Origin of the sequence: Agromyces subbeticus DSM 16689, from assembly GCF_000421565.1 — a bacterium.
Lineage (GTDB): Bacteria > Actinomycetota > Actinomycetes > Actinomycetales > Microbacteriaceae > Agromyces > Agromyces subbeticus.
Genome location: NZ_ATXG01000001.1, coordinates 780201 through 805902 on the forward strand (window position 1 = coordinate 780201; position 25702 = coordinate 805902).

Sequence of the window (25702 nt, forward strand, 5' to 3'; positions counted from 1 at the left end):
GACGACGACGTCACCACAGAAAGGCAACTTCGATGAGGAAGACTGCAACGGCCCTGTGCGCCGCAGCGGCGGTCGGGGCGCTCGCGCTGGCCGGATGCTCTGCGGCGGAACCCTCGGCGAACGGCCCCGCCACCATCACCTTCTGGCACGGGTATACCGAGGCCGACGGCGACGTGCTCGAGCAGATCGTCGAGGACTTCAACGCCTCCCAAGACGACGTCGTCGTCGAGACCGAGGTGAAGACGTGGGACGTCATCGACGACACGCTGCTGCCAGCGCTGTCGGCCGACGAAGGTCCCGACATCGTCGCGATGCCCGCCGAACGCATGCCGGTCTACGCAGACAAGGGCGCGTTCGTCGATCTCGGCGAACTCTACGAGAGCGATGAGAACCTCGCCGAGATCGTTCCGGCCGCCGCCGACATGATGACCGCGGGCGACACCCGGTTCGGTGTGCCCACCGGCTTCGTGCCGCTCTCGGTCTTCTACAATCGCGCGCTGTTCGACTCGGCCGGCATCACCGCGTTCCCGACCACGTGGGACGAATGGGTCGACGTCGCGGCGAAGCTGACCGTCGACGAGAACGGCGACGGCACGCCCGAGCAGTACGGGCTCGCTCTTCCCGATCACGCCACGGTGGCGAACGGCCTCTGGCCGAGCCTGTTCTACGGCGGCGGGGGAGACCTCGTCATCGACGGCGAATCCGTCATCGATTCGCCCGAGAACGTCGCGACGCTCGAGTACTGGTCGACGGCGGTGGCGACGAAGCAGATCTCGCCGACCGGCCTCGACGGCATCGGCGCCGATGAGCTGTTCAGCTCCGGCAAGGCGGCCATGCACGTCGGCGGGCCGTGGATGGCGTCGATCGCCGAAGACAGCGGCATCGACTACGGCATCGCCGCCATTCCCGCGGGCCCCGAGGCACAGGCCTCGAGCGCGATCGGCGTCGGCATGGGCGTCACGGCTCAGGCCGACGATGCACAGCTCGAGGGCGCCGAGGCGTTCTTCTCGTACTTCTTCAGCGAGGATGTCGCGATCGAATGGTCACTCGGATCGGGCTGGCCGCCGCTGCGCGGCGACATCCCCGCCTCGGCGGTCGAATCGAATCCGGTGGTCGCCTCGCTCACCGAGATCGCGGCGACCGGACGGCCCCTGCTGCCGGGTGTCACCGAGAGCGTCGACGTGCTGTCAGCGGTCGACGCCGCCACGCAGAAGGCGCTCGTCGGCGGTGATGCGTCGGCGCTGCTCGCCGAGGCGCAGGCCGATATCGACGCCGCCCTCGCCGGCTGAGCATCGAAGCTCCGGGTGGGGGCGCCGCGGCGTCACCACCCGACCGAAACGGAGAACCATGACCACCGCACTGCATCGGACGAAGCCTCGCTTCCGTCCGCCCGCACCGCTCGGCGGAAGGCCCCTTCAGCGCCGCCCCGCGCGTCGCGGCCTGCTCGCCCTCTGCTTCCTCGCCCCGGCTCTCGTGCTGCTCGGCGCGTTCGTCGCGTGGCCGATGCTGTCGGCCCTCCGACTCTCGTTCACCGACTCCAGCGGGTTCGGCAGCGAGAGCTGGGTCGGGCTCGAGAACTACGCGCGGGTCTTCACCGATCCGGCAGTGCTCAGCGCGCTCGGCAACACGGCACTCTACGCCGCGCTGTTCACGCCGGCAGCGGTCATCGCCGCACTCGTGCTGGCGTTGGCGCTGAACCACCCTCGTCTGCCGCTGCGGGGCGCATTCCGCACCGCGCTGTTCCTGCCGTTCGTCGTCTCCCTCGCGGTGGCGGCCTTCGCCTGGTCGTATCTGCTCGATCCGCAGATCGGACTGCTCAACTACTGGTTGCGCGGCGCGGGCGTTCAACTCGGCAACGTGCTGCAAGACCCCGCACTCGCGATGCCCACGGTCGCCCTCGTGGCGGTGTGGAAGAGCTTCGGCTTCTACATGGTCATTTTCCTGGCTGGCCTGCAGGAGATTCCCGGAAGCCTCCGAGAGGCTGCCGTCGTCGACGGGGCCAACGCCTGGCAGCGCTTCGTGCACATCACGCTGCCGATGCTGAGCAACACCTTCGCGTTCGTGCTCATCATCGCCCTGATCGCGGCGTTGCAGGCCTTCGACCAGATCTACGTGATGACCGGTGGCGGCCCGTTCGGCTCAACCCAGACGATCGTGATGGAGATCTACGAGTCGGGCTTCCGTGAACTCGAGCTCGGCTTCGCCTCTGCGCTCTCGTACGTGCTGCTCGCGATCACGCTGCTGCTGAGCCTCGTGCAGTTCGTCTTCTTCGGCAGGCGAGAGCAGGACGCCCAGTGACCGCGAACCGGCTCCGTCGCCCGCGTCGCGTGCACGCGACCTCTGTGCTGCTCGTCGTCGGCCTGCTGGCGGCGGCCGCGGCAGTGCTCCTGCCGATCGCGATCATCGTGTTCACGGCATTCAAGCCGACCGCGGAGGTGAACGCCTTCCCGCCGACGCTCGTGCCCGGCGAATGGACGCTCGAGAACTTCGCACGCATCTTCGACGAGCTGCCGTTCGGGCGGCTGATCCTGAACAGCGTCGTCTTCGCCGGCGGAGTGACCCTCTTCGCGCTCGTGTTCGATTCGCTCGCCGCGTACGCCCTCGCCCGCATCGACTTCCGCGGCAGCCGGGTGCTGCTCATCGCGATCATCGTGAGCCTCATGATCCCGTTCCAGGCGACGTTGATCCCCATCTACCAACTCGTGGCCGACCTCGGCTGGGTCAACACCTTCGCCGGGCTCATCGCGCCGCGAGCCGCCGACGCCTTCGGCATCTTCTTCCTGAGGCAGTTCTTCCTCTCGCTGCCGCGCGACCTCGACAACGCGGCGCGCATCGACGGCGCGAGCGAGTTCCGGATCTTCCGGAGCGTTATCCTGCCCAACGCGGTGCCGGCGCTGCTCACACTCGGCATCTTCACGTTCGTCAACAACTGGAACGACCTGCTCTGGCCGCTCGTGTTCACGACCGACGCCGAGATGGGCACCATCACCTCAGGGCTCACCCTGCTCACCGGACCCGGCGGCATCATCCCGCAGGGCGTGATGATGGCCGGCTCGCTCATCGCGGTGCTGCCGCTCGCGGTGATGTTCTTGATGATCCAACGCCGCTTCATCGAAAGCGTCGCGACGACGGGAATGAAGTGACCACGAAACACCATTGGCTCGATGACGGACGGTTGCACCTCGGCGCGGGCATCGAGAACACCTTCGTGCCGCAGGCGGGCGCGGGCGAGCGACCGATCGACGAGTACGAACTCACCGAGCACTACGAGCGGTGGCACGACGATCTCGCGCTCGCGCAGTCGGTCGGTGCGGAGTTCCTGCGCTGGGGCATCCCGTGGCACCGCGTCAGCCCGGCGCCCGGCACGTGGGACTGGAGCTGGACCGATCGCGTCATGGCCCGCTTCGGCGAGGTCGGCGTGCGCCCCGTCGTCGACCTGCTCCACTACGGCACGCCGTTATGGCTCGACGACCAGTTCCTGCATCCCGACTTTCCGCAGCACGTCGCCGACTTCGCGACGCGCGCTGCCGAGCGGTATGCGGATGTCGCGACGGACTGGACGCCCGTGAACGAGCCGATGATCCACGCGCTGTTCTCGGGCGAATACGGCTACTGGCCCCCGTATCGGCGGGGAGCCGCCGGCCTCGTCGCGGTCTCCACGGCGCTCGCACGAGGGTTCGTCGAGACGCAGCGGGGCATCGCCGAGGTGCAGCCCGATGCGGCGTTCGTGCACGTGGATGCCTCGTTGCGCTACGTCGGTGACATCGATGCGCCCGAGCACCGCTCGGAGGCGCAGCGCTTCAGCGAGCAGGCCTTCCTCGTCGAGGATCTCGTGACCGGCAGTGTCGGCAGCGATCATCCGCTGGCCCCGCTCCTCGCCGGCCATGGCGTCGGTGACGAGCAGTTGGCGTGGTTCGCCGAGCGGGCGGTCGTCCCCGACATCATGGGCGTCAACTACTACCCGCGGCACTCGACCGAGGTGTTCGAGGCGGGGGTCCACCATCGCGGCGGCTTCGCCGATCCACGCCCGACCCGTGACGACGGCGCCGAAGGGCTCACCGAGATGCTGCGGCTCTACGCGGAGCGATACGGGGCGCCTGTCATGGTGACGGAGACCTGCGTCACCGGCAGCACGGCCGAGCGCCTCGAGTGGCTCGACGCCTCGATCGATGCGGTCCAGCGGGTGCGAGCGGCAGGTGTCGACGTGGTCGGCTACACGTGGTGGCCGCTGTTCGACATGATCGAGTGGACCTATCGCCACTCGACGGAGCCGCCGATGGCGCACCGCCTGGCGATGGGACTCTACGACCTCGTCGAGGAGCCGACCGGGCTCGCGCGACGTCGCAACGCCGTCGCCGAGCGGTTCGCGGGGCATGCAAGGGCACTGCGCGACATCGACCGGGGGGCGGACTCGCTCGACTCGGTTCGTCGGGCGTGAGCACTCGGCACCTGAGCTCGCCGCTCAGCTCCGGATGTCGCGAGGGCGCCCGCCCTCGGCGGGCGGCGGGCCCGAGGATCGCCGCACGATGAGCTGCGACGGCGGTCGCTGCACCGCACGCACGGGGGTGCCCTCGATGCGGGCGAGCAGCTCGGCCACCGACGCGCGACCCTGCGACTCGAAGTCATTGCGCAGCGTCGTGAGCGGCGGATCGAAGTATGCAGCTTCGGGAATGTCGTCGAGGCCGACCACGCTCACGTCGTCGGGAATGCGGCGACCCCGCTCCTTCAGTGCGAGCATCGCGCCGAGCGCCATCTGGTCGTTCGCCGCGACGTAGGCCGTGGCTGCCGGTAGTTCGGCGAGTGCTGCGATCGCCTCGTAGCCCGATCTCGCCGACCAGTCGCCCGGCAGCACGCCGAGCGAGCGCAGGCCGTGCCGTTCGGCCGCGGCCTCGTAGGCGTTGATGCGGTTGCGCGCCGCCGCCCACGTCGACGGACCGGCGATGTGCACGACGGTGCGATGCCCGAGTTCGGCCAGGTGTGCGATGAGCCCCGGCAGGCCGACGCCCGTGAGCTCCGACGGGTGCCCGGTGAGCGCGTCGTCGGCCTCGGCCGCGATGTACGCGGGAACGCGGAACTCGGTGGTCTCGAATGCCCGCACCATCTCGTCGGTCGAGGCGAGGGCGAGCACTCCGGCGAGGTCCTGCTGGGTCAGCAGCTCGAGCGACTCCTCGATCTCGCGGGCGTCGTGCACGTCGAGCGAGACGAGGTCGAGCACGTACCCGGCCTCGCGCGCGGCCGTGCTCGCACCCTGAGCGACACGGCTCGGGCCGACGTGCGAGATCTCGTGCGTGAGGGCGCCGATGCGGTGCGAGCGACCCGACTTGAGGCTGCGTGCCGTGAGGTTCGGCCGGTAGCCGAGCTCGTCGAGCGCGCGGACCACGCGCTCGCGCGTCTCGGGCCGGATGCCCTCGAAGCCCCGCAGGAATCGGCTCACGGTCTGGTGCGACACGCCGGCGGCCAGGGCGACGTCGTAGATCGTCGCGGGCTTCGGCGTGCTCGCGACGGTGCCTCCTTCGACGGAGTCGGTGCTCGTGCTCATCGCGCCCTCCGGGCGTGCGCCGGGTGCGCGACCTGTAGCCGACGACTCGCGGGCGGGCCGATCGTCACGAATGCGTCACACCGTGAAAGTTGTGCTTGACAAGTCGATGTTATCGGCAACATCCTTGGTTCGACAGGATGTTGTCGAAAACATTCCTGCAAATCGAACCGAATCGCTCACGCGTCGACAACGGAGTACGCAACGGATGTCCCCTCAGCCAGCACAACCCTTGAGCCGCATCCTGTTCGGTGCCGCCTACTACGCCGAATACCACCGCGACGATCGCACCACGATCGACCTCGACCTCATGCAGCAGGCGGGGTTCACCGTCATCCGCGTCGGTGAATCGGTCTGGTCGACCTGGGAGCCGCGCGACGGCGAGTTCGACCTCGACTGGTTGCAGCCCGTGCTCGACGGGGCGCACGAGCGCGGCATCTCCGTCATCATCGGCACGCCGACGTATGCGGTGCCGCCGTGGCTGCAGACCGCGTATCCCGAGATCGCCGCCGAGCCGCGCACCGGTGAGCCGATGCCGTGGGGCGCCCGGCAGGAGATCGATTACTCGCACCCCGCGTTCCGGTTCCACGCCGAGCGCGTGATCCGCGCGGTCATCGCCCGCTACGCCGACCACCCGGCCGTCATCGGCTACCAGGTCGACAACGAACCCGGCATGCTGCTGCTGCACAACCACGGCTCGTTCCAGCGGTTCGTGCGCCGCCTGAAGGCGCGTTACGGCGATGTCGAGACGCTCAATCGCGAGTGGGGCCTCACCTACTGGTCGCACCGGCTCTCCGACTGGTCGGATCTCTGGACGCCCGACGGCAATTCGCTGCCGCAGTACGACCTCGCGTGGCGGCGATACCAGGCCGACCTCACGACCGAGTTCATCGCGTGGCAGGCGGGGCTCGTGCGCGAGTACGCCCTGCCGGGGCAATTCGTGACGACCTGCATCGCCTACCCGCGACCGGGCCTCGACGACGAGGCGCTCGTCGAGACGCTCGACCTCACCGCCGGCAACCCCTACTACGCGATGCAGGACCACCTCGACGCGACCGAGCGGCTGGAGCCGCTGACGCCGTGGACCACCTCGGGCGTGCCGGCGATGCTCCGGCAGGCCGACCGCATCTTCTCGTCGAAGCAGTCGCGCTTCCTCGTGACCGAAACCGACGCCCAGTCGATCGGCGGTTCCGAGTTCAACCTGCCGCCGTACCCGGGGCAGTTGAAGCAGGCGGCCTTCGCCTTCATCTCGCGCGGGGCGGCGATGATCGAGTACTGGCACTGGCACACGCTGCCGTACGGCACCGAGACCTACTGGGGCGGCGTGCTGCCGCACAGCCTCGAGCCGGGCCGCGTGTACCGCGAACTCTCGGGCGTCGGCGCCGACCTCGCGGCGATCGGCGATGCGCTCGACGGGTTCGAACCCGACGCCGACGTCGCCATGCTGTGGTCGAACGACAGCCGCTTCGCCTTCGAGTTCACGCCGCCGCTCGCGACATCCGACGGTGCGCCCGATCGCGCGGCCTACCAGCGCATCTTCGACGCGTTCCACGGCGGCATCATCGAGGCCGGCGCGCAAGTGCGCATTCTCCACGCCGGTCAGGCGCACGGCCTCGGCGCCGCCGACCTCGTGGCCCGGTTCCCGGTGCTCGTCGCGCCGGCGCTGTACGTGGCATCCGATGCCGACCTCGACCTGCTGCGCGAGTACGCCGCGGCCGGCGGTCACCTCGTCATCGGCATCCGCACGGGATACGCCGATGAAGAGGCGCGTGCTCGCGTCGCCGTCGCCCCCGACCGCCTGCACGAGGCGGCCGGCGTTCGCTACGAGGAGTACTCGAACCTCGCGGCCGAGGTGCCGGTGACGACCGAGCCGCCGCTCGCGCGAGCCGGCGCCGACGGCGAGGCCGCAACCGGAACCGCTACGGCCGCCACCACCGCGCGACTCTGGGCCGACGGCCTCATCGCCGATGGCGCCGACGTGCTCGCCAGGTACGAGCATCCGTGGTTCTCGACCTTTCCCGCCGTCACGACGAAGGTGCACGGCTCCGGCCGCATCACCGTCGTCGGCACCGTGCCGTCGCCCGAGCTCGCGATCGACCTGATGCGCTGGGCCGTGCCCGAGGCGATCGCCGACGAACTCGCGCCCGCCCGCGAGCTGCCGGTGACGATCGCCTCCGGCACCCTGCCCGACGGCCGCCGCGCGTGGTTCCTCTTCAACTGGAGCTGGACTCCGACCGCCGTCACGCTCGCCCGCGACGTGACCGACCTCGTCTCCGCCGCGTCGCATGCTGCGGGCACCGAACTCCCCCTCGCCGCATGGTCATCGCTGACCCTGATCGACGGGTGAGACGACCGGATCCCCTCCCGGTCCCGACCGAACAAAGGAAGAAGGACATGAGGAACGCACCAAGAACAGCACTGGCGCTGGGCTCCGTCGCCGTGGCCGCAGCACTCATCCTCTCGGGTTGCACTCCCGGCGCAGACGACGGCGGCACCACCGGCCCGATCACCGACGAGCAGCGCGAAGAGGCGCTCACCACGCCAACCGAACTCACCTTCTGGACCTGGGTGCCCGACATCGAGAACGAGGTGGCCCTCTTCGAGGAGAAATACCCCGCCATCGACGTCAAGGTCGAGAACGTCGGCCAGGGCCTGCCGCACTACCAGAAGCTCCGCAGCGCGATCGAGGCGGGGGAGGGGGCGCCGGATGTCGCACAGATCGAATACCAGTACATTCCGTCGTTCGTGCTCTCCGAGTCGCTGCTCGACCTCGTTCCATACGGCGCCGACGAGCTCTCGGGCGACTACGTCGACTGGGCCTGGAATCAGGTCTCGCCCGACGACGCCGTGTGGGCGATGCCGCAAGACGTCGGCCCGATGGGCAACCTCTACCGTGAAGACCTGCTCGCCCAGGCCGGCATCACCGAGCCCCCGGCGACGTGGGAGGAGTACGCGACCGCGGCGCAGGCGGTGAAGGACGCAACGGGTTCGTACATCTCGAACCTCGGCGCAACCCAGGCCGGCCAGATGATCGGCTTCTTCTGGCAGAAGGGAGTGAAGCCCTTCGGCTACGACGGCGACCAGACCGTGTCGATCGACGTCAACAGCGACGAGGCGAAGGAGGTCGCGACCTACTGGACCGAGCTGATCCAGAAGGATCTCATCTCGACCGACGTCGACTTCCAGGACCAGTGGTACCAGGGTCTCGCGAGCGGCAAGTACGCGGGCTGGCTGACGGCCGCGTGGGGGCCGGTGTTCCTGCAGGGCACTGCAGAGGGCACCTCGGGTCTCTGGCGTGCAGCGCCGTTGCCGCAGTGGGCCGAGGGTGAGAACGTGTCGGGCAACTGGGGCGGCTCCTCGGATGCCGTGCTCGCGTCGAGTGAGAACCCGATCGCCGCGTACGAGCTCGCGAAGTTCATCAACCACGACGAGGAGTCGGCGATGATGCTCGCGACCGAGCAGTTCCTCTACCCGCCGCAGCTCTCAGTGCTCGAGGACCCGGCGTTCATCGATCTGCAGTCGGAGTTCTACGGAGGCCAGGAGGTCAACAAGCTGTTCGCCGAGATCTCGGAGACGGTCGACACCGACTTCCAGTGGCTGCCGTTCATGGACTACGTCTACTCGACCTATGAAGAGACGATGGGCACCGTGATCGCCGACAAGGGCGACATCGCCGCGGCGCTCGACGAGTGGCAGGATCAGCTCGTCGCCTACGCGGAGGACCAGGGCTTCACGGTCGAGTGAGGCCCGTGGGGCGCTCGCAGGCATACGCCGGCGAGCGCCCCTACCCGGGCCCCTCCCGAATTCACGACCACCGAGAACCCTGAGAATCCGAGAACAAGGAGCAGCAATGTCGCACTCCCCGGCGCTCACGACCCCGAGCCCGCCCGTCGCGCCGCCGAAGCGGCGCGGCGCGAGCACGGCCAAGCGCAAGCAGCACCTCGCGGCGTACCTCTTCGTGCTGCCGTTCTTCGTCGTCTTCATCGCCATGCTCGTCGTGCCCCTCGTGTACTCGGGGTATCTCAGCCTGTTCGAGTCGAAGCTCATCGGCGGCGACGTGTTCGCGGGCCTCGCGAACTACGTGCGCGCCCTGCAGGACTCGGCGTTCCTCGCCAGCATCGGCCGCATGGGCCTGTTCTTCGTCGTGCAGGTGCCGATCATGCTCGGGCTCGCGCTGTTCCTCGCCCTCGCGCTCGACACGGCCCGGGCGCGCGGCTCCAAGGCCGTGCGGCTGCTCGTCTTCATGCCGTACGCGGTGCCCGCCGTCGTGGCGACCCTGATGTGGGGCTACCTCTACGGCCCCGACTTCGGCCCGATCGCCCAGATCGCCCGCGCGGTGGGCCTCGGCACCCCAGACTTCCTGTCGCCCGGCAGCATCCTCGGCTCGATGATGAACATCGTCACGTGGGAGTTCGTCGGCTACAACATGATCATCATGTACGCCGCGCTCCGGTCGATCCCGGCCGAGCTCTACGAGGCCGCCGAGATCGACGGCGCCGGGCAGTTGCGCATCGCGTGGAGCGTGAAGATCCCGGCCATCCGCCCGGCCATCCTGCTGACCGTCATCTTCTCGATCATCGGCACGTTCCAGCTGTTCGCCGAGCCGAGCCTGCTGAACGCGATCGCGCCCGACGCGATCACCAACTCGTTCACCCCGAACTACTACGCCTACAACCTCGCCTTCATCAACCAGGAGCTGAACTACGCGGCCGCGATCGCGTTCCTGCTCGGGCTGTTCATCGCCGTCGTGTCGTACATCGTGCAACTGGGCTCGCAACGCCGCGAGCGCCGCGAGAGGAGCGCATCGTGACCGACCTCGACACCCGGGCCGCCGTGACCATCGGCCACACCGGCGGTGCGCGTCGCGGCAAGCGCAGCTTCGACCCGAAGAAGCGCCGCAGCCTGCTGCTCACCGTGCTGCTCTGGCTGTGCGTGCTGTACTTCGTGCTGCCGCTCTGGTGGCTCCTCGTCTCGGCCACGAAAGACAACTCGGCGCTGTTCTCGACGTTCGGCCTGTGGTTCGGCGGCGACTTCTCGCTCGGCGAGAACCTGGCGACGCTCTTCACCGTGCGCGACGGCATCTTCGTGCGCTGGCTCGCGAACACGCTCGTGTACTCGCTCGCCTCGGCGGTCGGCGCGACGCTGCTCGCCACGATGGCCGGGTACGCCTTCGCGAAGTACGAGTTCCCGGGCAAGCGCGCGCTCTTCAGCGCGACCCTCGGCGCGATCATGATCCCGCTCACCGCCCTCGCCCTGCCGACCTACCTGCTGTTCTCGCAGGCCGGCCTCACCGACACTCCGTGGGCGGTCATCGTGCCGTCGCTCGTGACGCCGTTCGGCGTCTACCTGATGCGGGTCTATGCGGCCGATGCCGTCGACGACAGCCTCATCGAGGCTGCGCGGGTCGACGGCGCCGGTGAGTTCCGCATCTTCTGGCAGGTCGGGCTGCGCTTGCTCGGCCCGGGGCTCGTGACCGTGTTCCTCTTCTCGCTCGTCGCGACCTGGAACAACTACTTCCTGCCACTGATCATGCTGAACAGCTCGGACCTGTACCCGATCACGGTCGGCCTTGCGCAACTGCAGTCGGCGGCATCGGCCGGCGGCGGATCGCAAGCACTGTTCTCGACGGTCATCACGGGGTCGTTCGTCTCGATCCTGCCGCTCATCATCGCGTTCCTGTTCCTGCAGCGCTACTGGCAGTCGGGTCTCGCGACCGGCGGGGTGAAAGGCTGATGGGCGAGCGGATGTCGCAGGGCGAGCGGATGCCACAACGAGAGGTTCGAGCATGACGATCTGGTACGGCGGCGACTACAACCCCGAGCAGTGGCCCAGGGAGGTCTGGCCCGACGACGTTCGACTCATGAACCGGGCGGGCGTCAACCTCGCCACGGTCGGCGTCTTCTCGTGGGCGAAGCTCGAGCCGCGGCCCGGTGAGTACGACTTCGACTGGCTCGACGACGTGCTCGACGGCCTGCACGCGGGCGGAGTACGGGTCGACCTCGCCACGGCGACGGCCTCCCCTCCGCCGTGGCTCGCCGCGCAGCACCCCGAGACCCTGCCGGTGACCGAAGACGGCGTGCGGCTCTCGACCGGTAGCCGGCAGCAGTACTGCCCGAGCTCGCCGGTCTACCGCGAGCGTGCGAGGCGGCTCGTCGAGCGCCTGGTCGAGCGGTATGCGGAGCATCCGGCGCTCGAGCTCTGGCACGTGAACAACGAATACGGATGCCACGTGAGCCACTGCTACTGCGAGGTGTCGGCCGCGGCGTTCCGCACCTGGCTCGAGGCGAAGTACGGCTCGATCGAGGAACTGAACCGGGTTTGGGGCACGGCCTTCTGGTCGCAGCGCTACGACTCGTTCGCCGAGATCGAGCCGCCGCGCACCGCGCCGAGCTTCCCCAATCCGACGCAGCTGCTCGACTTCGACCGGTTCTCGAGCGATGAACTGCTCGCCTGCTACCGCGCCGAGGTCGAGGTGATCCGGGCGGCATCCGACGTGCGGATCACGACCAACTTCATGGGCTTCTTCAAGCCCGTCGACTACTGGAAGTGGGCGCAGCACGTCGACATCGTGTCGGACGACACCTACCCCGACCCTGCAGACCCCGTGTCATCGGCCTACGCGGCGATGGTGCGCGACCTCATGCGATCGCTCGGCGGCGGTGCGCCGTGGCTGCTCATGGAGCAATCGCCGAGCGCGGTCAACTGGCGCGAGCAGAACGCCGCCAAGTCGCCCGGGCAGATGCGCGCCTGGTCGTACCAGGCGGTCGCGCGCGGCGCCGACGGCGTGCTCTTCTTCCAGTGGCGGCAGTCGCAAGCCGGGTCCGAGAAGTTCCACTCCGGCATGGTGCCGCATGGCGGCACCGACACCCGGGTGTGGCGCGAGATCGAGCAGCTCGGCACCGAGCTGCGTGATCTGTCAGGGGGCGAAGGCACAGCGAGCCTCAGTGGCAGCCGGGTGCCCGCCCACGTTGCGATCGCCCTCGACTGGGAGAGTTGGTGGGCGATCGAGCAGCCCGCATCACCGACATCCGTCTCATATCTCGAGACGCTCTTCGCCTGGCATCGCGCATTCACCGCGCTCGGGCTCGTCGTCGACTTCGTGCGCGCCGACGGCGACCTCTCGACCTATCGAGTGGTCGTCGCGCCGGCGCACCTCGTTGCGACCGATGCGCAGCTCGAGAACCTCGCGGGCTTCGCCGAGGCGGGCGGCACGCTCGTCGTCGGGTTCGGCACCGCGATCACCGACGAGCACCTGCACGTGCGACTCGGGGGGTACCTGGGCGAGCGGCTACGGCAGACGCTCGGCGTGTGGATCGAGGAGTTCGCCCCGCCGGCCGCGCCCGACCTGCGGGCGAGAGGTGGCGGCACGCCGCCGCCCGTGCCGCTCACGGGCGACATCTTCGGGGGCGACGCCACCGGGAGCGTCTGGGCCGAGTCAGTGCGTGTCGAGCACGCCGAGACGCTCGCGACCTTCACCGGGGGAGCGCTCGCCGGCTGGCCGGCCGTCACCCGTCGAGCGGCGGGCGCCGGTCACGCGTGGTACGTGGCGACCCTGCCCGAACCGGCCGCGCTCGGTCGACTCGTCTCGCGGGTCGTCGAGGAGGCCGGTGTCGAGGTGCCGGCTGCGGTCGCGAACGCAGGCGACGTCGAAGCGGTGCGTCGCGGCGAATTCGTCATCGCGATCAACCACGGGCGTCAGACCGCGGTGCTGCGACTCGAGGGCACCGACGTGCTCACGGGCGCGCCGGCATCAGGCCTCGAGCTGCCGCCGCAGGGAGTGGCGATCGTTCGGAGCTGATTGCTCGCATCTACCATGGGCGGGTGGACTTCTCCTTCGCCTTCACGCCCGACCTCATCGCCGTCTTCGTGACCCTCTTCGTGCTCGAGATCGTGCTCGGTGTCGACAACGTCATCTTCATCTCGATCCTCGCGTCGAAGCTCCCCAAAGAGCAGCAGGCCCGCGCGCGCAATATCGGCCTCACGCTGGCCATGGTGATCCGCGTGGTGCTCGTCTTCTTCGCCGGGTGGATCATCACCCTGAAGGAGGACGTCGTCGTCTGGTTCGGCGTGGGCTTCTCGGTGAAGGACTTCATCCTCATCGCCGGTGGCCTCTTCCTCGTCTACAAGGCCGTCACCGAGATCCACCACAAGCTCGAAGGCGCTGAAGAAGAGCACGGCAGGGCGCCCAAGAAGATCACGTTCAGCTCGGTCCTCATCCAGATCCTGCTGCTCGACATCGTCTTCTCGCTCGACTCGGTCATCACCGCCGTCGGCATGACCGAGAACCTCATCGTCATCGTCACCGTCGTCGTGCTCTCGTTCGGCATCATGCTCTTCGCATCGCGGTACATCTTCACGTTCGTGAACCGCCACCCCACGGTGAAGATGCTCGCGCTGTCGTTCCTCCTGCTGATCGGCGTGTTCCTCATCGCCGAGGGCTTCGGCGTGCACATCGACAAGGCGCTCATCTACGCGCCGATGGCGTTCGCGATCCTCGTCGAGGCACTCAACCTCGCGGCATCCGCTCGCAAGGCGAAGCGCGAGCACCGCCGCCAGCAGGCCGTGCAGTTGCGCCCGGAGTGTCCCGACGTCGACGAATCGGTCGCCGTGTCGGCCGCGCTCTCGACGCGCCCGGGCCGCGGCTCGGTCGGACTCTCCAATCGCCCGGTCGAGGGCGAGACGGATGCCGCTGAGGAGCGCGCCGGCCTCGGCTGATCGTCAGCCCGAGGCTCGCGCCGCGGTGCGCTCGGCCGACTGGATGACGGCTTCGACACCGAGCATGAAGAGGTCGCGATCGGTGAGTTCGGCGAGCTCGCTGTTGTAGGCGGCGATGAGCGGGTATCGGCGAGGATCGGCGAGTATCGGCCCGTCGAACCACGGTGCCGGCTCGGGATGGTCGCCGTGTTCGGCGCGGCCGCGGGAGATGCCGGCGGCCGTCGAGAGCGCGTGAGTGGCGAGCAGCGCATAGTGGCGCACGACATCGTCACTCGAGAGGCCGGCCTCGGTGAACGCCTCGAGCATGATCTCGATGGCGGCGAGTTCGCCCGGCCCGTGGGTGGTGAGCACGATCGCCTCGGTGCCGATCGCCGGGTGGGCCGAGAACGTGGCGAGTGTGGCCGTGGCGAGTTGACGGATGCGTGCGCGCCAGTCGGCCTTGTCTGCCGTCACCGCGGCGACACTGCGCAGTGTCAACTCGTCGAGCAGCGCTTGCATGAGCTGCTCCTTGCTGCGGAAATGGCGGTAGATCGCGGTCGGATCGGCGCCGAGCTTGGTGCCGAGCTCGCGCACCGAGATCGTGGCGGTGCCGGCGGTGGCGGCGAGCTCGAGCCCGGCGGCCACGATCGAGTCCCGATCGAGGCGGGTTCGGCGGGCCGGGGCGCGCGAGACGTCGCCACTCGCTGAGCCTGCTGCGGTCGTCATCGCCCTCTTCCCGTTCGCGTTCCATCATGCCCCGCTCGGCGTCGATCTCGTCGAGCAGCGCTCCACCGCCAGCATAACGACTCGGTACACATCGATGTCAACAGCGTTGACATCGATGTTGGGCAGTGGATACTCTCGCCCTCACCACCCAATCGACGAGGAAGCGAGGGCGACGTGTCAGTTGCCGACGTGTTGTTCACCGGAGCGGCCGTGTTCACCGGAACCGGTCAGCCGATCCAGGGTCACGTCGTGGCCGTCACGGGCGGTCGCATCGTCGCGATCGTTCCGGAGTCGGAGGCGACGGCGTTCATCGGCGAGCGAACCCGACTCGTCGAGCTCGAGGGGGCACTGCTCAGCCCCGGCTTCCAAGACGCGCACGTGCACCCGGTCGGTGCCGGCGTCGAGCTGCTCATGTGCAACCTCTCCGAGGCCGAGAGCGCCGACGAAGCCGTCGCGACCGTGAAGGCCTACGCCGACGCCAACCCCGACGAGCCATGGATTCTCGGCGGCGGCTGGTCGATGGATCAGTACGCGGGCGGCGCCCCGGTGAGAGGGCTGCTCGACGCCGTGGTGCCCGACCGGCCCGTCGTGCTCTCCAGCCGCGACCACCACAGCACCTGGGCGAACACCGCGGCCATCGCCATCGCCGGCCTCGACGCATCGACTCCCGACCCCGTCGACGGACGCATCGAGCGCGAAGCCGACGGCTTTCCGGCCGGCACCTTCCACGAAGGCGCCGAGCACCTCTTCAACGACGTGCGGCCCGGCATCGACGCCGACCTCGCCTACGCCGGACTGCTGCGCGCACAGCACGAGTTGCTCGCGCTCGGCATCACGGGCTGGCAGGACGCCATGATCGGCAGCCTGCTCGGCATCGACGACATCGACGCGATCTATCGCCGGGCGGTCGCCGAAGGCACCCTGCTCGCGCACGTCGTGGGCGCCCAGTGGTGGCAGCGCGACGGCGGCATCGAGCAGGTGCGGCAGATGGTCGCCCGCCGCGACGAGCTGGCGAGGCTCGGCACGACTGACCGCTATTCGCTCGGCACGGCGAAGATCATGGTCGACGGTGTCGCCGAGAACCAGACGGCGGCGATGCTCACGCCCTACCGCGACGCTCACGGCCACGACACCGACAACAGTGGACTCTCGTTCATCGATCCCGAGTTCCTGAAGCACATCGTCACCGAGCTCGACGCCGCCGGCATGCAGGTGCATTTCCACGCCCTCGGCGACCGTGCCGTCCGCGAGGCGCTCGATGCGATCGAGACGGCGCGCGAGGTCAACGGTCCCACCGGCGGCCGGCATCATCTCGCGCACCTGCAGATCGTCGAGGAGTCGGAGACCGCACGCTTCGCCGAACTCGACGCGGTGGCGAACCTGCAGGCGCTCTGGGCCACCCACGAAGACCAGATCGACGAGCTCACGCTTCCGTTCCTGCAGCACGGGGCCGAGGCACGCCAATACCCGTTCGGAGACCTCGAGCGTCACGGAGCCCGGCTCGCGGCGGGCAGCGACTGGCCCGTGTCGAGCGCCGACCCGATGGACGCGGTGCACGTGGCCGTCACTCGCATCGCGCCCGGTCTCGGCCACGAGCCGCTCGGCGGCGCGCACCAGCGGCTCGATCTCGCCACGGCGATGGCGGCCTACACCTCGGGCACCGCCTACGTGAACCACCGCGATCACGACACGGGATACATCCGCGAGGGCTATCTCGCGAATCTCATCGTGCTCGAACCGAATCCCTTCAGCCTCCCGACGGAGGAGATCCACCGTTCGACGGTGACCTCCACCTGGATCGAGGGAACGCCCGTCTTCACCCGCACTGACTGATTGCGAGGAACCGCCATGTCCCCATCTCCCGCCACGCCCGCCCGTCCGATCCGTCGACGTATCGCTTCGATCCTCTCCCTCGGTCTCGGAGCCGCCCTGCTCCTCAGCGCCTGCACCGGCCCCGAGCCCGAGACGAAGGAGCCGGCCGAGTGGGAGCTCACGGCCGAGACTGCCGCCCCCTCGGGAGATCTCGACTCGTTCACGTGGGTCAACTACGGCGAGCCGTACTCGCTCGACTACGCCTACGCCTTCGACTATGCCGACAACATGGTGCTCGCGAACGTCTGCGAGTCGCTCATGCGCCTGAATCCCGACTGGACGCTGTCGCCCGGCCTCGCCGAGTCGGTCTCGCACCCGACGCCCGAGACCTGGGTCTACGAGATCCGCGACGGGGTGACCTTCCACGACGGCACCCCGCTCACCGCAGGCGACGTCGTCGCCTCGATGAACCGCCACCTCGATCCCGCCGTCGGCTCGTCGTGGTACTCGGTCTACCAGAACGTCGTTGCGATCGAGCAGACCGGCGACCGGCGGGTGACCGTCACGATGGCCTCTGCCGACTCGCAGTTCAACCTCGGCATGGGCGGATCGGCCGGCGTCATCGAGTCCGCAGCGACGCTCGCCGAGAAGGGCGCCGACTACGGCAACTCGACCGGCGGCGTCAACTGCACGGGCCCGTTCAGCTTCGGGGAGTGGCAATCGGGTGAATCCATCACGCTCGAGCGTTACGACGACTACTGGGATGCCTCGCTGACCGCTCGCTCGGCCGAGGTCGAGTTCGTCTTCATGAACGATGCCAACGCCCGCACCAACGCGCTGAAGTCGGGCGAGGTCGACGGCGGCTGGATGATTCCGGCCGACGCCGTGCCGCAGCTGCTCGACTCCGACCGGGGCGACCTGCTCTTCGGCCTGAACACCGCGGTCAACAACCTGATCATCTCCGACCTCGAGGGGCCGCTCGGCGACGTGCGCGTGCGCCAGGCGCTGCTCATGGCGCTCGACCGGCAGGGCATCGTCGATGCGGCGGTCAAGGGCTACGGCACCACGACCGACGTGCTCACGACCGAGTCGGTCTGGGACGGCGCGAGCGATGCGGCGATCGCCACGGCGTTCGGTGACGTCGAGGCCTACCCGACCGACATCGAGGCGGCCAAGAAGCTGGTCGAGGAGGCCGGGGCCGTCGGTGAGGAGCTCACCTACGTGACCGCGCCGATCAGCAGCGACTTCAACGTCTATGCGCAGGCCACGGCCGCGGCGGCCGAATCCATCGGCCTGAAGGTCACGATCGAGACCGTCACGCCGAACGCCTACACCGCGCTGTTCTCCGACCCGAGCGCTCGCGAGGGCGTCGACCTCTTCTACACCTCGTGGTACCTCTCGAGCCCCGACCCGCTCGAGATGTACAGCGTGCTGCGCACCGGCGAGTTCAGCAACTACGGCGGCTGGTCGAACCCCGAGTTCGATGCCGTCGTGAACGAGGCGCTCGCCATCGAGGATCCGGCCGCTCGCTCCGAGAAGACCGCGCTGGCGCAGCAGATCGCCAACGAAGAGCTGCCGTGGCTGCCGATGTTCGAAGCCCCGGTGACACTGTTCATGGGTGAGCGCATCACCGGCGTCGCGCCGTCGATCGCGTTCATGTACTTTCCCTGGGCGGCCACCATTGGCGCACGCTAGCACCGGCCGGCGCGGCTCGAAGCAGCTCGGCGGAGCGGAGGTCGACCGATGACCGCCCTCCGCCGGGTGGCGGGCAAGCTCGGCGCTCTGCTCCTCACGCTCTTCCTGGCATCGCTGCTCGTCTTCTTCTCGCGGTTCCTCGTGCCCGGTGATCCCCTCAGCTTCCTGCTTCGCGGGCGCAAGCCGAGCGCGGAGGCCGTGGCGCAGGTCAGCGCGCAGTACGGGCTCGACCTGCCACCGTGGCAGCAGTACCTGAACTGGCTGGCCGGCGTGCTGCAGGGCGACCTCGGTCGTTCGCTGCAGTACCGGCAGGATGTCACGGAGGTGATCGGCGACCGGCTGCCCGTGACGCTCGGGCTCGTCGTCATGGCGGGCGCCATCATCGCCGTGCTCGGCCTGACCGCGGGCATCGTCGCGTCGCTGAATCGCGGCAGGATCCTCGACCGTGCCGTGCTCGTCGGCCTCACGGTGCTCGGCGCGATCCCCTCGTTCGTCGGGTCGATCGTGCTCATCGCGGTCTTCGCGGTGCAGCTCGGGTGGTTCCCGTCGTTCGGGTCGGGCGAGGGATTTCTCGACACCGTCTACCATTTGGTGCTGCCCTCGATCGCGCTCGCGCTCGTGTTCGTCGTGCTCGTCGGCAAGGTGACTCGCTCGTCGATGGTCGAGCAGCTCGGCCGCGAGCATGTCGAGGTGGCCACGAGCCGCGGACTGAAGCGCGGCACGGTGATCCGGCGCCACGTCGTCCGCAACTCCATCGGCCCGATCCTCACGGTGAGCGGCGTGCTCGTCGCAGGCTTGCTCGTGGCGAGCGCCATCGTCGAAGCGGCGTTCGGCCTCGCCGGCATCGGGTCGCTGCTCGTGCAGTCGGTCGACCGTCTCGACTTTCCGGTCGTGCAGGCGATCGTGCTGCTCGTCGTCGCGGCATTCGTCACCGTCAACGCCGTCATCGACGTGCTCGAGCCCCTGGTCGATCCCCGAGCCGCTGCAGGAGTTGGTGCCCGATGACCACACCCACCCTCGCGATGAGCGTGCTGCGGGCACCTCGCGTGCGTCGCTCGAGCACGACGTTCGCGGTCAGTGCCGTGTTCCTCTCGGCGGTGACCGTCGCCGCGATCCTCGCGCCGGTCGTCGCTCCGTACGATCCGAACCACGTCGACCTGCTGAACTTCCAGGCCGGCCCGAGCACGGCGCACTGGCTCGGCACCGACTCGCTCGGCAGGGACATCCTGAGCCGGATGATCTACGGCGCACGCACCGCGCTGCTGGCGCCATTGCTCGTGGTCGTGTTCTCGACGGTCGTCGGCATCCTGCTCGGGCTCCTCGCCGGCTGGCGTGGCGGCTGGATCGATGCCGTGCTGGGTCGGGCCTTCGACGTCGTCTTCGCGTTCCCCGCGCTGCTCCTGGCCATCATGGCGGTCGCGCTGTTCGGCAAGGGCCTCGTCGGCCCGGTGATCGCGATGAGCATCGCCTTCACCCCCTTCGTCGCGCGTCTCACGCGAACGCTCGTGGCCTCGGAGCGCTCGCGACCGTATGTCGCGGCGTATCGCGTGCAGGGCTTCGGCGGTGCGTTCATCGCGCTCCGCCGGGTGCTGCCCAATGTGACCCCGATCGTGGGGGCGCAGTCGACGCTGAACTTCGGCTACGTGCTCGCCGAGCTCGCCGCGCTGTCGTTCCTCGGGCTCGGTGTGCAGGCGCCCACCGCCGATTGGGGCGCCATGATCAACGAGGCCCAGTCGGGGCTGATCGGCGGCTACTTCCTTCCCGCGCTCGTGCCGGCGCTCGCCGTGGTATTCGTCGTGGTCGCCGTCAACGTGATCGGCGAAGAACTCTCGGACCGCATCGGAGGCGAGCTTCCCGCATGACAATCCTCGACATCTCCGAGCTGACGCTCGACCTGCCGAACGGCACGCGGCTGCTCGACGGCATCAGCCTCACCGTCGCCGAGGGCGAGACCGTCGGCCTCGTCGGCGAATCGGGCTCGGGCAAGTCGCTCACGGCCCGTTCGGTGCTCGGCCTGCTGCCCGGCGGCGCGGTCATGGGCGGGTCGGTGCAGCTGTTCGGGCGCTCGGTGCTCGACGCGAGCCGCGGCGAGCTGCTCGAGCTGCGCCGGACCCGCGCCTCGATGATCTTCCAGGACCCGCGCGCGGGCATCAATCCGATGCGCACCGTCGGCGACCACCTCACCGAGACCATGCGGCTGTGCGATGGGCGATCGGCGGCGGAGGCGAGAGCCGTCGCGATCTCGCTGATGGAGGCGGTGCACCTGCCGCGCCCTGCGGAGCACCTGCACCAGTACCCGCACGAGCTCTCGGGCGGCATGCTGCAGCGCGTCATGATCGCCGGTGCACTCACGAGCTCGCCGCGGCTGCTGATCTGCGACGAGCCGACGACCGCGCTCGACGTCACGACGCAGGCCGAGATCATCGGCGTGCTCGCCGAGCAGCGTGCGAGTCGCGGCATGGGCATGCTCTTCATCACGCACGACCTGAACCTCGCCGCCGCGATCTGCGATCGGGTCTACGTGATGAGCGCGGGCCGGGTCGAGGAGCAGGGCGACGCGCGCCAGGTGTTCCGCAACCCGCAGGCGGACTACACGAAGCGACTCGTCGCGGCCACGCCCACGATCTCGGTCGCGGGCGACCGTGGTCGGTCCCCGGTCGATGGGTCGGATGCCGCGGCAACGGGCGTGCGGAGCGCGACCGCTCCTGTGCCGGCCGAGCCGATGCTCGAGGCCGTCGGCATCTCCAAGACGTACCTGCGGCGCGGCAAGGAGCCGGTGCGCGCGGTCATCGACGCCACGATCGAGATCCCGCGGGGCGGAGCGCTCGGCGTGGTCGGCGAGTCGGGGTCGGGCAAGTCGACGCTCGCCCGAATGATCGTGGGCCTCGAACAGGCCGACGCCGGAGACATCCGCATCGCCGGTCGCGAACGCGCCTCGGCACGGGCGTCGCGTGCCGAACGACTCGCGCACGCACGCTCGATGCAGATGGTGTTCCAGGACCCGTACCTGTCGCTCGACCCCCGGATCACCGCAGGCAAGGCGATCGAAGACGCGCTGCGACTCCACTCGCGCCTGGGCACGACCGAAGCGCGGGCACGGGTCATCGAGCTGCTCGAGCAGGTCGGACTCCGCGACGCGCACGCGCAGGCGCGGCCGCGCACCCTCTCTGGCGGGCAGCGGCAGCGCGTCGCGATCGCCAGGGCGCTCGCGATCGATCCGCACGTGCTCGTGATGGACGAGGCGACGAGTGCGCTCGACGTGTCGGTGCAGGCGCAGGTGCTCGGTGTCGTCGAGCGGATCCGCCGCGAGCGCGGCCTGACGGTGCTCTTCATCAGCCATGACCTCGCGGTCGTGCGCAGGCTCTGCGAGCAGACGGTCGTGATGAAGACCGGCGAGATCGTCGAGCGGGGCCGCACCGACGAGTTGCTCAGCACGCCGCGGCATCCCTATACCCGATTGCTCATCGACTCCGTGCCTCGGCCCGATTGGCAACCCGAGACGGTGGCCGGCGAGGCGGACGCGCTCGAGGAGGCCGCCCGATGAAAGTCATCATCGCGGGTGCCGGCATCGGCGGCCTGAGCACGGCTCTCGCGTTGCACGCGGCCGGCATCGACGACGTGACGGTGTACGAATCGGCGGCCGAGATCCGCCCGCTCGGCGTCGGCATCAACCTGTTACCGCATGCGGTGCGCGAGCTCACTGAACTCGGCCTCGGCGAGCAGCTCGCCGAGCTCGGGGTCGCCACGAGCGCCCTCACCTACTTCAACCGGCACGGCCAGCAGATCTGGACGGAAGCGCGGGGGAGGGCCGCGGGGTACCACTGGCCGCAGTACTCCGTGCATCGCGGTCGGCTGCAGTTGCTGCTGCGCGATGCCGTGCTCGCGCGGCTCGGCACCGAATCCATCCGGCTCGGTAGTGCAGTCGGTGACGCACGAGACGACGGCGGCACCACGAGTGTCGCGATCGGCGAGGGCACGGATGCCGCGGCGCGCGTCACTGCCGACGTCGTGATCGGTGCCGACGGCATCCACAGCGCGCTGCGCCGCCAGCGGTATCCCGACGAGGGTGCTCCGGTCTGGAACGGGCTGATCCTCTGGCGGGGAACCGCCCGGGTAAGGCCCTACCTCGACGGGCGCACCATGATCATGGCGGGCGACGCGGCGCAGAAGTTCGTCGCCTACCCGCTGTCTGAACGGGGTGACGACGGCCTGCAGACGGTGAACTTCATCGCGGAGTACCGATCGGACGACGCGCAGCCCGGCGCGAGCGACTGGAATCGCGGCGCCGCCCCGAGCGCCGTGTTCGGCCGCTTCGCCGACTGGGACTTCGGCTGGCTCGACGTGCCGGCCGTCATCACGGCCGCCCACGAGATCCTCGAGTACCCGATGGTCGACCGCGACCCGATCCCGCGCTGGACCTTCGGAACGCAGACGCTGCTCGGCGACGCCGCGCACGCGATGTACCCGATCGGCTCGAATGGCGCGTCGCAGGCCATCATCGACGCCCGCACGCTCGCGTTCCGGCTCGGCACGATCGACTCCGCCGAGGAGGCGCTCGCCGCCTATGAGGGGGAGCGTCGCCCGCGCACAACGGCGATCACCGTCAGCAACCGCTCGATGGGCCCCGAGCAGGTGATGCAGCTGGCCTACGAGCGCGCGCCCGGCGGTTTCGGCGACATCGACCTCGTCGTGCCCTACGCCGAGCGCGCCGAGATCGCGAATCGGTATAAGGAGGCGGCCGCTTTCGTGCCGGAGCTGTTGAATGATCGCCCGACCCTGTCGGTGCCGGGCAGCACTACGGCGTCCCGTCGAGCGATGCCACGTCGATGAGCACCTTGCCCACCGTGCCGGCCTCGACGGCGTCGTGCGCCTCGGCGGCGCGGTCGAGTGGGAAGCGGGTCAGCGGCAGGCCCGCTGCCGCACCGACATCGAGTGCGCCGTCGCGGAGTGCCAGGCCGATGGCCGAGGCCGCGGCAGCCAGCGGCTCGGCGCCGACGGTGTAGAGCAGCAGGAACTGGTAGCGCACGTTGAGCGCGAAGTGATGCCGCACGTCGAGCAGCATCTCGCCGCCGCCGTCGGTGGCGTACACGGCGATCGTGCCGTGGTTCGCGATCACGCTCGAGTTGAGCTGGGCGTTGCGGGCCGGTGAGACCTCGACCACGATGTCGACGCCGTCGGGGGCGATGGCCCTGATGGCGCGCGTGGTGTCGCCCTCGCGGTAGTTGACGACGTGGTGGGCCCCAGCCGCTATGGCGAGCGCCGCCTTGTCTGCAGAGCTCACGGTCGTGATGACGCGGGCGCCCGACCAGCGGGCGAGCTGGATCGCCGCATGGCCGACGGCCCCGGCGCCTCCGGCGACGAGCACAATGCGGCCGTCGAGGGCTCCGGGGCCGAGTCGCGACGGACCGCCCTCGGCGACGGTGAGTGCACGGTGTGCGGTCATCGCGGGAACGCCGAGGCTCGCGCCGATGTCGAAGCTCGCGGCATCCGGCAGCGGCACGACCCGCTCCGCCGGCAGCACTGCGAACTCCTGCGCGGTGCCGGTCGGCCGTTCGTGTGCGGCGAGGAACACCCACACCCGATCGCCGACCGCAAGGCCCGTGACGTCGGCGCCGATGGCGTCGACCACTCCGGCGCCGTCTTGATCGGGCACGACCTCGTCGAACGGCGTCGGCCGGCCCGGTCGGCCGCCGGCGCGGGCCTTCCAGTCGGTCGGGTTCACCCCCGAGACGACGATGCGCACTCGCACCTCGCCGGTGCCGGGTTGCGGCAGCGGCCGCTCGACCAACTGCAAGACGGATGAATCGCCGGTCTGCGAGTACACGATCGCTCTCATATCGGAGGCAACGCCGCGGGGGCCCTCGTTCTTCCGCGGTGACCGCGAAACGGTCGGGTAGTTGAATTCGAGCAGCCGTGCAAGCCCTTGAGGGCGGCGTTCGTGCGCGGCAGCGTGGAGGTCGGGGCATGCGCGACATCCGCCCCGCTTCGCGACCGCTCGACGGAAGGATGGCACGACCATGGTGCAACAGACCCTCACGACCCCCGAGGAGCTCCTCCATTTCCAGCTCCGCACCGCGGTGACGATGGAGAACGACTCGCTCGCGGCGCTCGGCGAACTCGAGAAGGCGGCGAAGTCGGCGGAGATCAAGAAGCTCTTCCGCCACCACGCCGACGAGACGAAGGAGCAGCTCGCGAACCTCGAGCGCGTCTTCGCGCTGCTCGAGTTCAAGCAGTCGACGGCGCCGTCGCCGAGCACGAAGGGCATCAGCAAGCAGGCGGCTTCGCTCATCGAGCGCAGTGCGCCGAAGCTTCGCGACCAAGTGGCGCTGTCGAGCGCCCTCGGCAACGAGCACTACGAGATCTCGGCGTACCAGGGCCTGATCGCCCCCACGCGGGCCATGGGCCTCGTCGACGTGGTCACCCTGCTGCAGGCGAATCTCGACCAGGAGACGCACACGAGCGAGGAGCTGCAGAAGACGCTGCAGAAGATCGTCGCCTGACGGCTGCGTCGTGCGATGGGCCGGGCGCTGCGGCGCCCGGCCCATCGTGCGTCTGTGACGCCGGATGTGACGCCGGCGTCTTGCGATGCGGGATCGGAGCGGCTAACGTCTGCCTAACTAATGATCGTTAGGTAACCCATGACCAGAGCGCAGATCCTCACCGAAGCCCGTGTCGTCTTCGGCCGCAACGGATACGCCGAGGCGAGCCTGCGCGAGATCGCCGAGGCCGTCGGCATCAAGACGCCCTCGTTGTACGCGCATTTCCCGAGCAAAGAGGCGTTGTACGCGGCGGTCTACGCCGAGGTCTCCGTCGAGCACACCGCGTTCTTCGATGATCTCGCTCGAGCGAGCAGCACCCTGCCACCGCTCGAGCGACTCGGTCATCTGCTGGGCGGCATCGAGGCGTACTACCGCGATCGCCCCGATCTCGCCGAGTTCAGCCTCCGTGCCGCCGTCGCCGAGTACGGCCCGGGTGGGCGCGACCTGCGCGAGATCTTCCTCGACTCCGAGTCCGATCTCGCGGGCGCCGTGCGTCAGGCCTATGACGAAGGCGTCGCGTCAGGCGACTTCATCGCGGGCGACCCCGACGGGTTCACCGCACTCGTGTTCGTGCTGATGGACGGCCTCTTCCTGCAGTTGACGCACTACGCCCCCGACGTCTATCGCGCGCGATTCGATCTCGCGTGGCACCACCTCCGCACCATGCTCCGCGCCGCCGACCGTTCCCCCGAAGGATGAC

General features: G+C 69.1%; 21 protein-coding genes. 18 read left to right on the plus strand and 3 right to left on the minus strand.

Features of this window, described 5'->3' with window-relative positions:
* The first annotated feature begins 32 nt into the window (after positions 1-32).
* The 4 genes from H521_RS0103585 to H521_RS21325 are packed head-to-tail and all read left to right on the plus strand — an operon-like array spanning position 33 to position 4438.
* Positions 33-1289, plus strand: coding sequence for an ABC transporter substrate-binding protein (locus tag H521_RS0103585; RefSeq protein WP_022891666.1), 1257 nt, complete (start codon positions 33-35; stop codon positions 1287-1289).
* A gap of 58 nt (positions 1290-1347) precedes the next feature.
* A complete protein-coding gene (locus H521_RS0103590) occupies positions 1348-2298 on the plus strand; it encodes a carbohydrate ABC transporter permease (protein ID WP_022891667.1) in 951 nt (316 codons plus the stop codon).
* Positions 2295-3143: a carbohydrate ABC transporter permease gene (locus H521_RS0103595; RefSeq protein ID WP_022891668.1), complete on the plus strand. Its 849-nt coding sequence runs from the start codon at positions 2295-2297 to the stop codon at positions 3141-3143. Before H521_RS0103590 ends, H521_RS0103595 begins: the two co-directional genes overlap by 4 nt.
* Positions 3140-4438 (plus strand): family 1 glycosylhydrolase, encoded by a 1299-nt coding sequence (locus H521_RS21325; RefSeq protein ID WP_022891669.1) that lies wholly within the window; start codon positions 3140-3142, stop codon positions 4436-4438. The genes H521_RS0103595 and H521_RS21325 overlap by 4 nt, the downstream gene beginning before the upstream one ends.
* A gap of 24 nt (positions 4439-4462) precedes the next feature.
* Here the strand turns inward: H521_RS21325 and H521_RS21330 are convergent, their stop codons facing one another.
* Complete coding sequence (locus tag H521_RS21330; protein ID WP_022891670.1) at positions 4463-5539, minus strand: LacI family DNA-binding transcriptional regulator; 1077 nt, start codon at positions 5537-5539, stop codon at positions 4463-4465.
* A 205-nt stretch (positions 5540-5744) separates the two neighbouring features.
* On the opposite strand from H521_RS21330, the gene H521_RS0103610 reads away from it, so the two are divergent.
* The 6 genes from H521_RS0103610 to H521_RS0103635 all read left to right on the plus strand — a co-directional run bounded on the left by H521_RS0103610 (position 5745) and on the right by H521_RS0103635 (position 14251).
* Positions 5745-7883 carry a beta-galactosidase gene (locus H521_RS0103610; protein WP_026481862.1) on the plus strand — a complete coding sequence of 713 codons (2139 nt, stop codon included), beginning with the start codon at positions 5745-5747 and terminating at the stop codon, positions 7881-7883.
* A gap of 47 nt (positions 7884-7930) precedes the next feature.
* Positions 7931-9280 carry an ABC transporter substrate-binding protein gene (locus H521_RS0103615; protein ID WP_245560924.1) on the plus strand — a complete coding sequence of 450 codons (1350 nt, stop codon included), beginning with the start codon at positions 7931-7933 and terminating at the stop codon, positions 9278-9280.
* A 106-nt stretch (positions 9281-9386) separates the two neighbouring features.
* A complete protein-coding gene (locus H521_RS0103620) occupies positions 9387-10346 on the plus strand; it encodes a carbohydrate ABC transporter permease (RefSeq protein WP_022891673.1) in 960 nt (319 codons plus the stop codon).
* The gene (locus H521_RS0103625; protein WP_022891674.1) at positions 10343-11269 is read left to right on the plus strand and encodes a carbohydrate ABC transporter permease; all 927 of its coding nucleotides are present in this window, start codon (positions 10343-10345) and stop codon (positions 11267-11269) included. The genes H521_RS0103620 and H521_RS0103625 overlap by 4 nt, the downstream gene beginning before the upstream one ends.
* Positions 11270-11321: 52 nt before the next feature.
* Positions 11322-13334: a beta-galactosidase gene (locus H521_RS0103630; protein ID WP_022891675.1), complete on the plus strand. Its 2013-nt coding sequence runs from the start codon at positions 11322-11324 to the stop codon at positions 13332-13334.
* Positions 13335-13357: 23 nt separating this feature from the next.
* A complete protein-coding gene (locus H521_RS0103635) occupies positions 13358-14251 on the plus strand; it encodes a TerC family protein (protein ID WP_022891676.1) in 894 nt (297 codons plus the stop codon).
* A gap of 3 nt (positions 14252-14254) precedes the next feature.
* On the opposite strand, the gene H521_RS0103640 is transcribed toward H521_RS0103635, so the two are convergent.
* A complete protein-coding gene (locus H521_RS0103640) occupies positions 14255-14956 on the minus strand; it encodes a TetR/AcrR family transcriptional regulator (RefSeq protein ID WP_040423494.1) in 702 nt (233 codons plus the stop codon).
* Positions 14957-15130: 174 nt separating this feature from the next.
* Between H521_RS0103640 and H521_RS0103645 the strand changes: the two genes are divergently transcribed.
* Genes H521_RS0103645 through H521_RS0103670 form a run of 6 tightly spaced genes read left to right on the plus strand, consistent with a single transcriptional unit; the run spans position 15131 to position 23293 of the window.
* Positions 15131-16789 (plus strand): amidohydrolase, encoded by a 1659-nt coding sequence (locus H521_RS0103645; protein WP_022891677.1) that lies wholly within the window; start codon positions 15131-15133, stop codon positions 16787-16789.
* Positions 16790-16804: 15 nt separating this feature from the next.
* Positions 16805-18463 carry an ABC transporter substrate-binding protein gene (locus H521_RS0103650; protein WP_022891678.1) on the plus strand — a complete coding sequence of 553 codons (1659 nt, stop codon included), beginning with the start codon at positions 16805-16807 and terminating at the stop codon, positions 18461-18463.
* A 48-nt stretch (positions 18464-18511) separates the two neighbouring features.
* On the plus strand, positions 18512-19468 hold the full coding sequence (locus H521_RS0103655) for an ABC transporter permease (RefSeq protein WP_022891679.1): 957 nt from the start codon (positions 18512-18514) through the stop codon (positions 19466-19468).
* The gene (locus tag H521_RS0103660) at positions 19465-20325 is read left to right on the plus strand and encodes an ABC transporter permease (protein WP_022891680.1); all 861 of its coding nucleotides are present in this window, start codon (positions 19465-19467) and stop codon (positions 20323-20325) included. The genes H521_RS0103655 and H521_RS0103660 overlap by 4 nt, the downstream gene beginning before the upstream one ends.
* Positions 20322-22007 carry a dipeptide ABC transporter ATP-binding protein gene (locus H521_RS21335; protein WP_022891681.1) on the plus strand — a complete coding sequence of 562 codons (1686 nt, stop codon included), beginning with the start codon at positions 20322-20324 and terminating at the stop codon, positions 22005-22007. Before H521_RS0103660 ends, H521_RS21335 begins: the two co-directional genes overlap by 4 nt.
* Complete coding sequence (locus H521_RS0103670) at positions 22004-23293, plus strand: flavin-dependent oxidoreductase (RefSeq protein ID WP_022891682.1); 1290 nt, start codon at positions 22004-22006, stop codon at positions 23291-23293. The genes H521_RS21335 and H521_RS0103670 overlap by 4 nt, the downstream gene beginning before the upstream one ends.
* On the opposite strand, the gene H521_RS0103675 is transcribed toward H521_RS0103670, so the two are convergent.
* Positions 23259-24299 carry an NADPH:quinone reductase gene (locus H521_RS0103675; protein WP_022891683.1) on the minus strand — a complete coding sequence of 347 codons (1041 nt, stop codon included), beginning with the start codon at positions 24297-24299 and terminating at the stop codon, positions 23259-23261. The genes H521_RS0103670 and H521_RS0103675 overlap by 35 nt on opposite strands.
* Positions 24300-24480: 181 nt before the next feature.
* Here H521_RS0103675 and H521_RS0103680 point away from each other — a divergent pair, with 181 nt between their 5' ends.
* Together H521_RS0103680 and H521_RS24875 are read left to right on the plus strand one after the other, a co-directional pair.
* Positions 24481-24963, plus strand: a complete 483-nt coding sequence (locus H521_RS0103680; RefSeq protein WP_022891684.1) for a YciE/YciF ferroxidase family protein — start codon at positions 24481-24483, stop codon at positions 24961-24963.
* A gap of 138 nt (positions 24964-25101) precedes the next feature.
* Positions 25102-25701, plus strand: a complete 600-nt coding sequence (locus H521_RS24875) for a TetR/AcrR family transcriptional regulator (RefSeq protein ID WP_022891685.1) — start codon at positions 25102-25104, stop codon at positions 25699-25701.
* Position 25702: the final 1 nt, after the last annotated feature.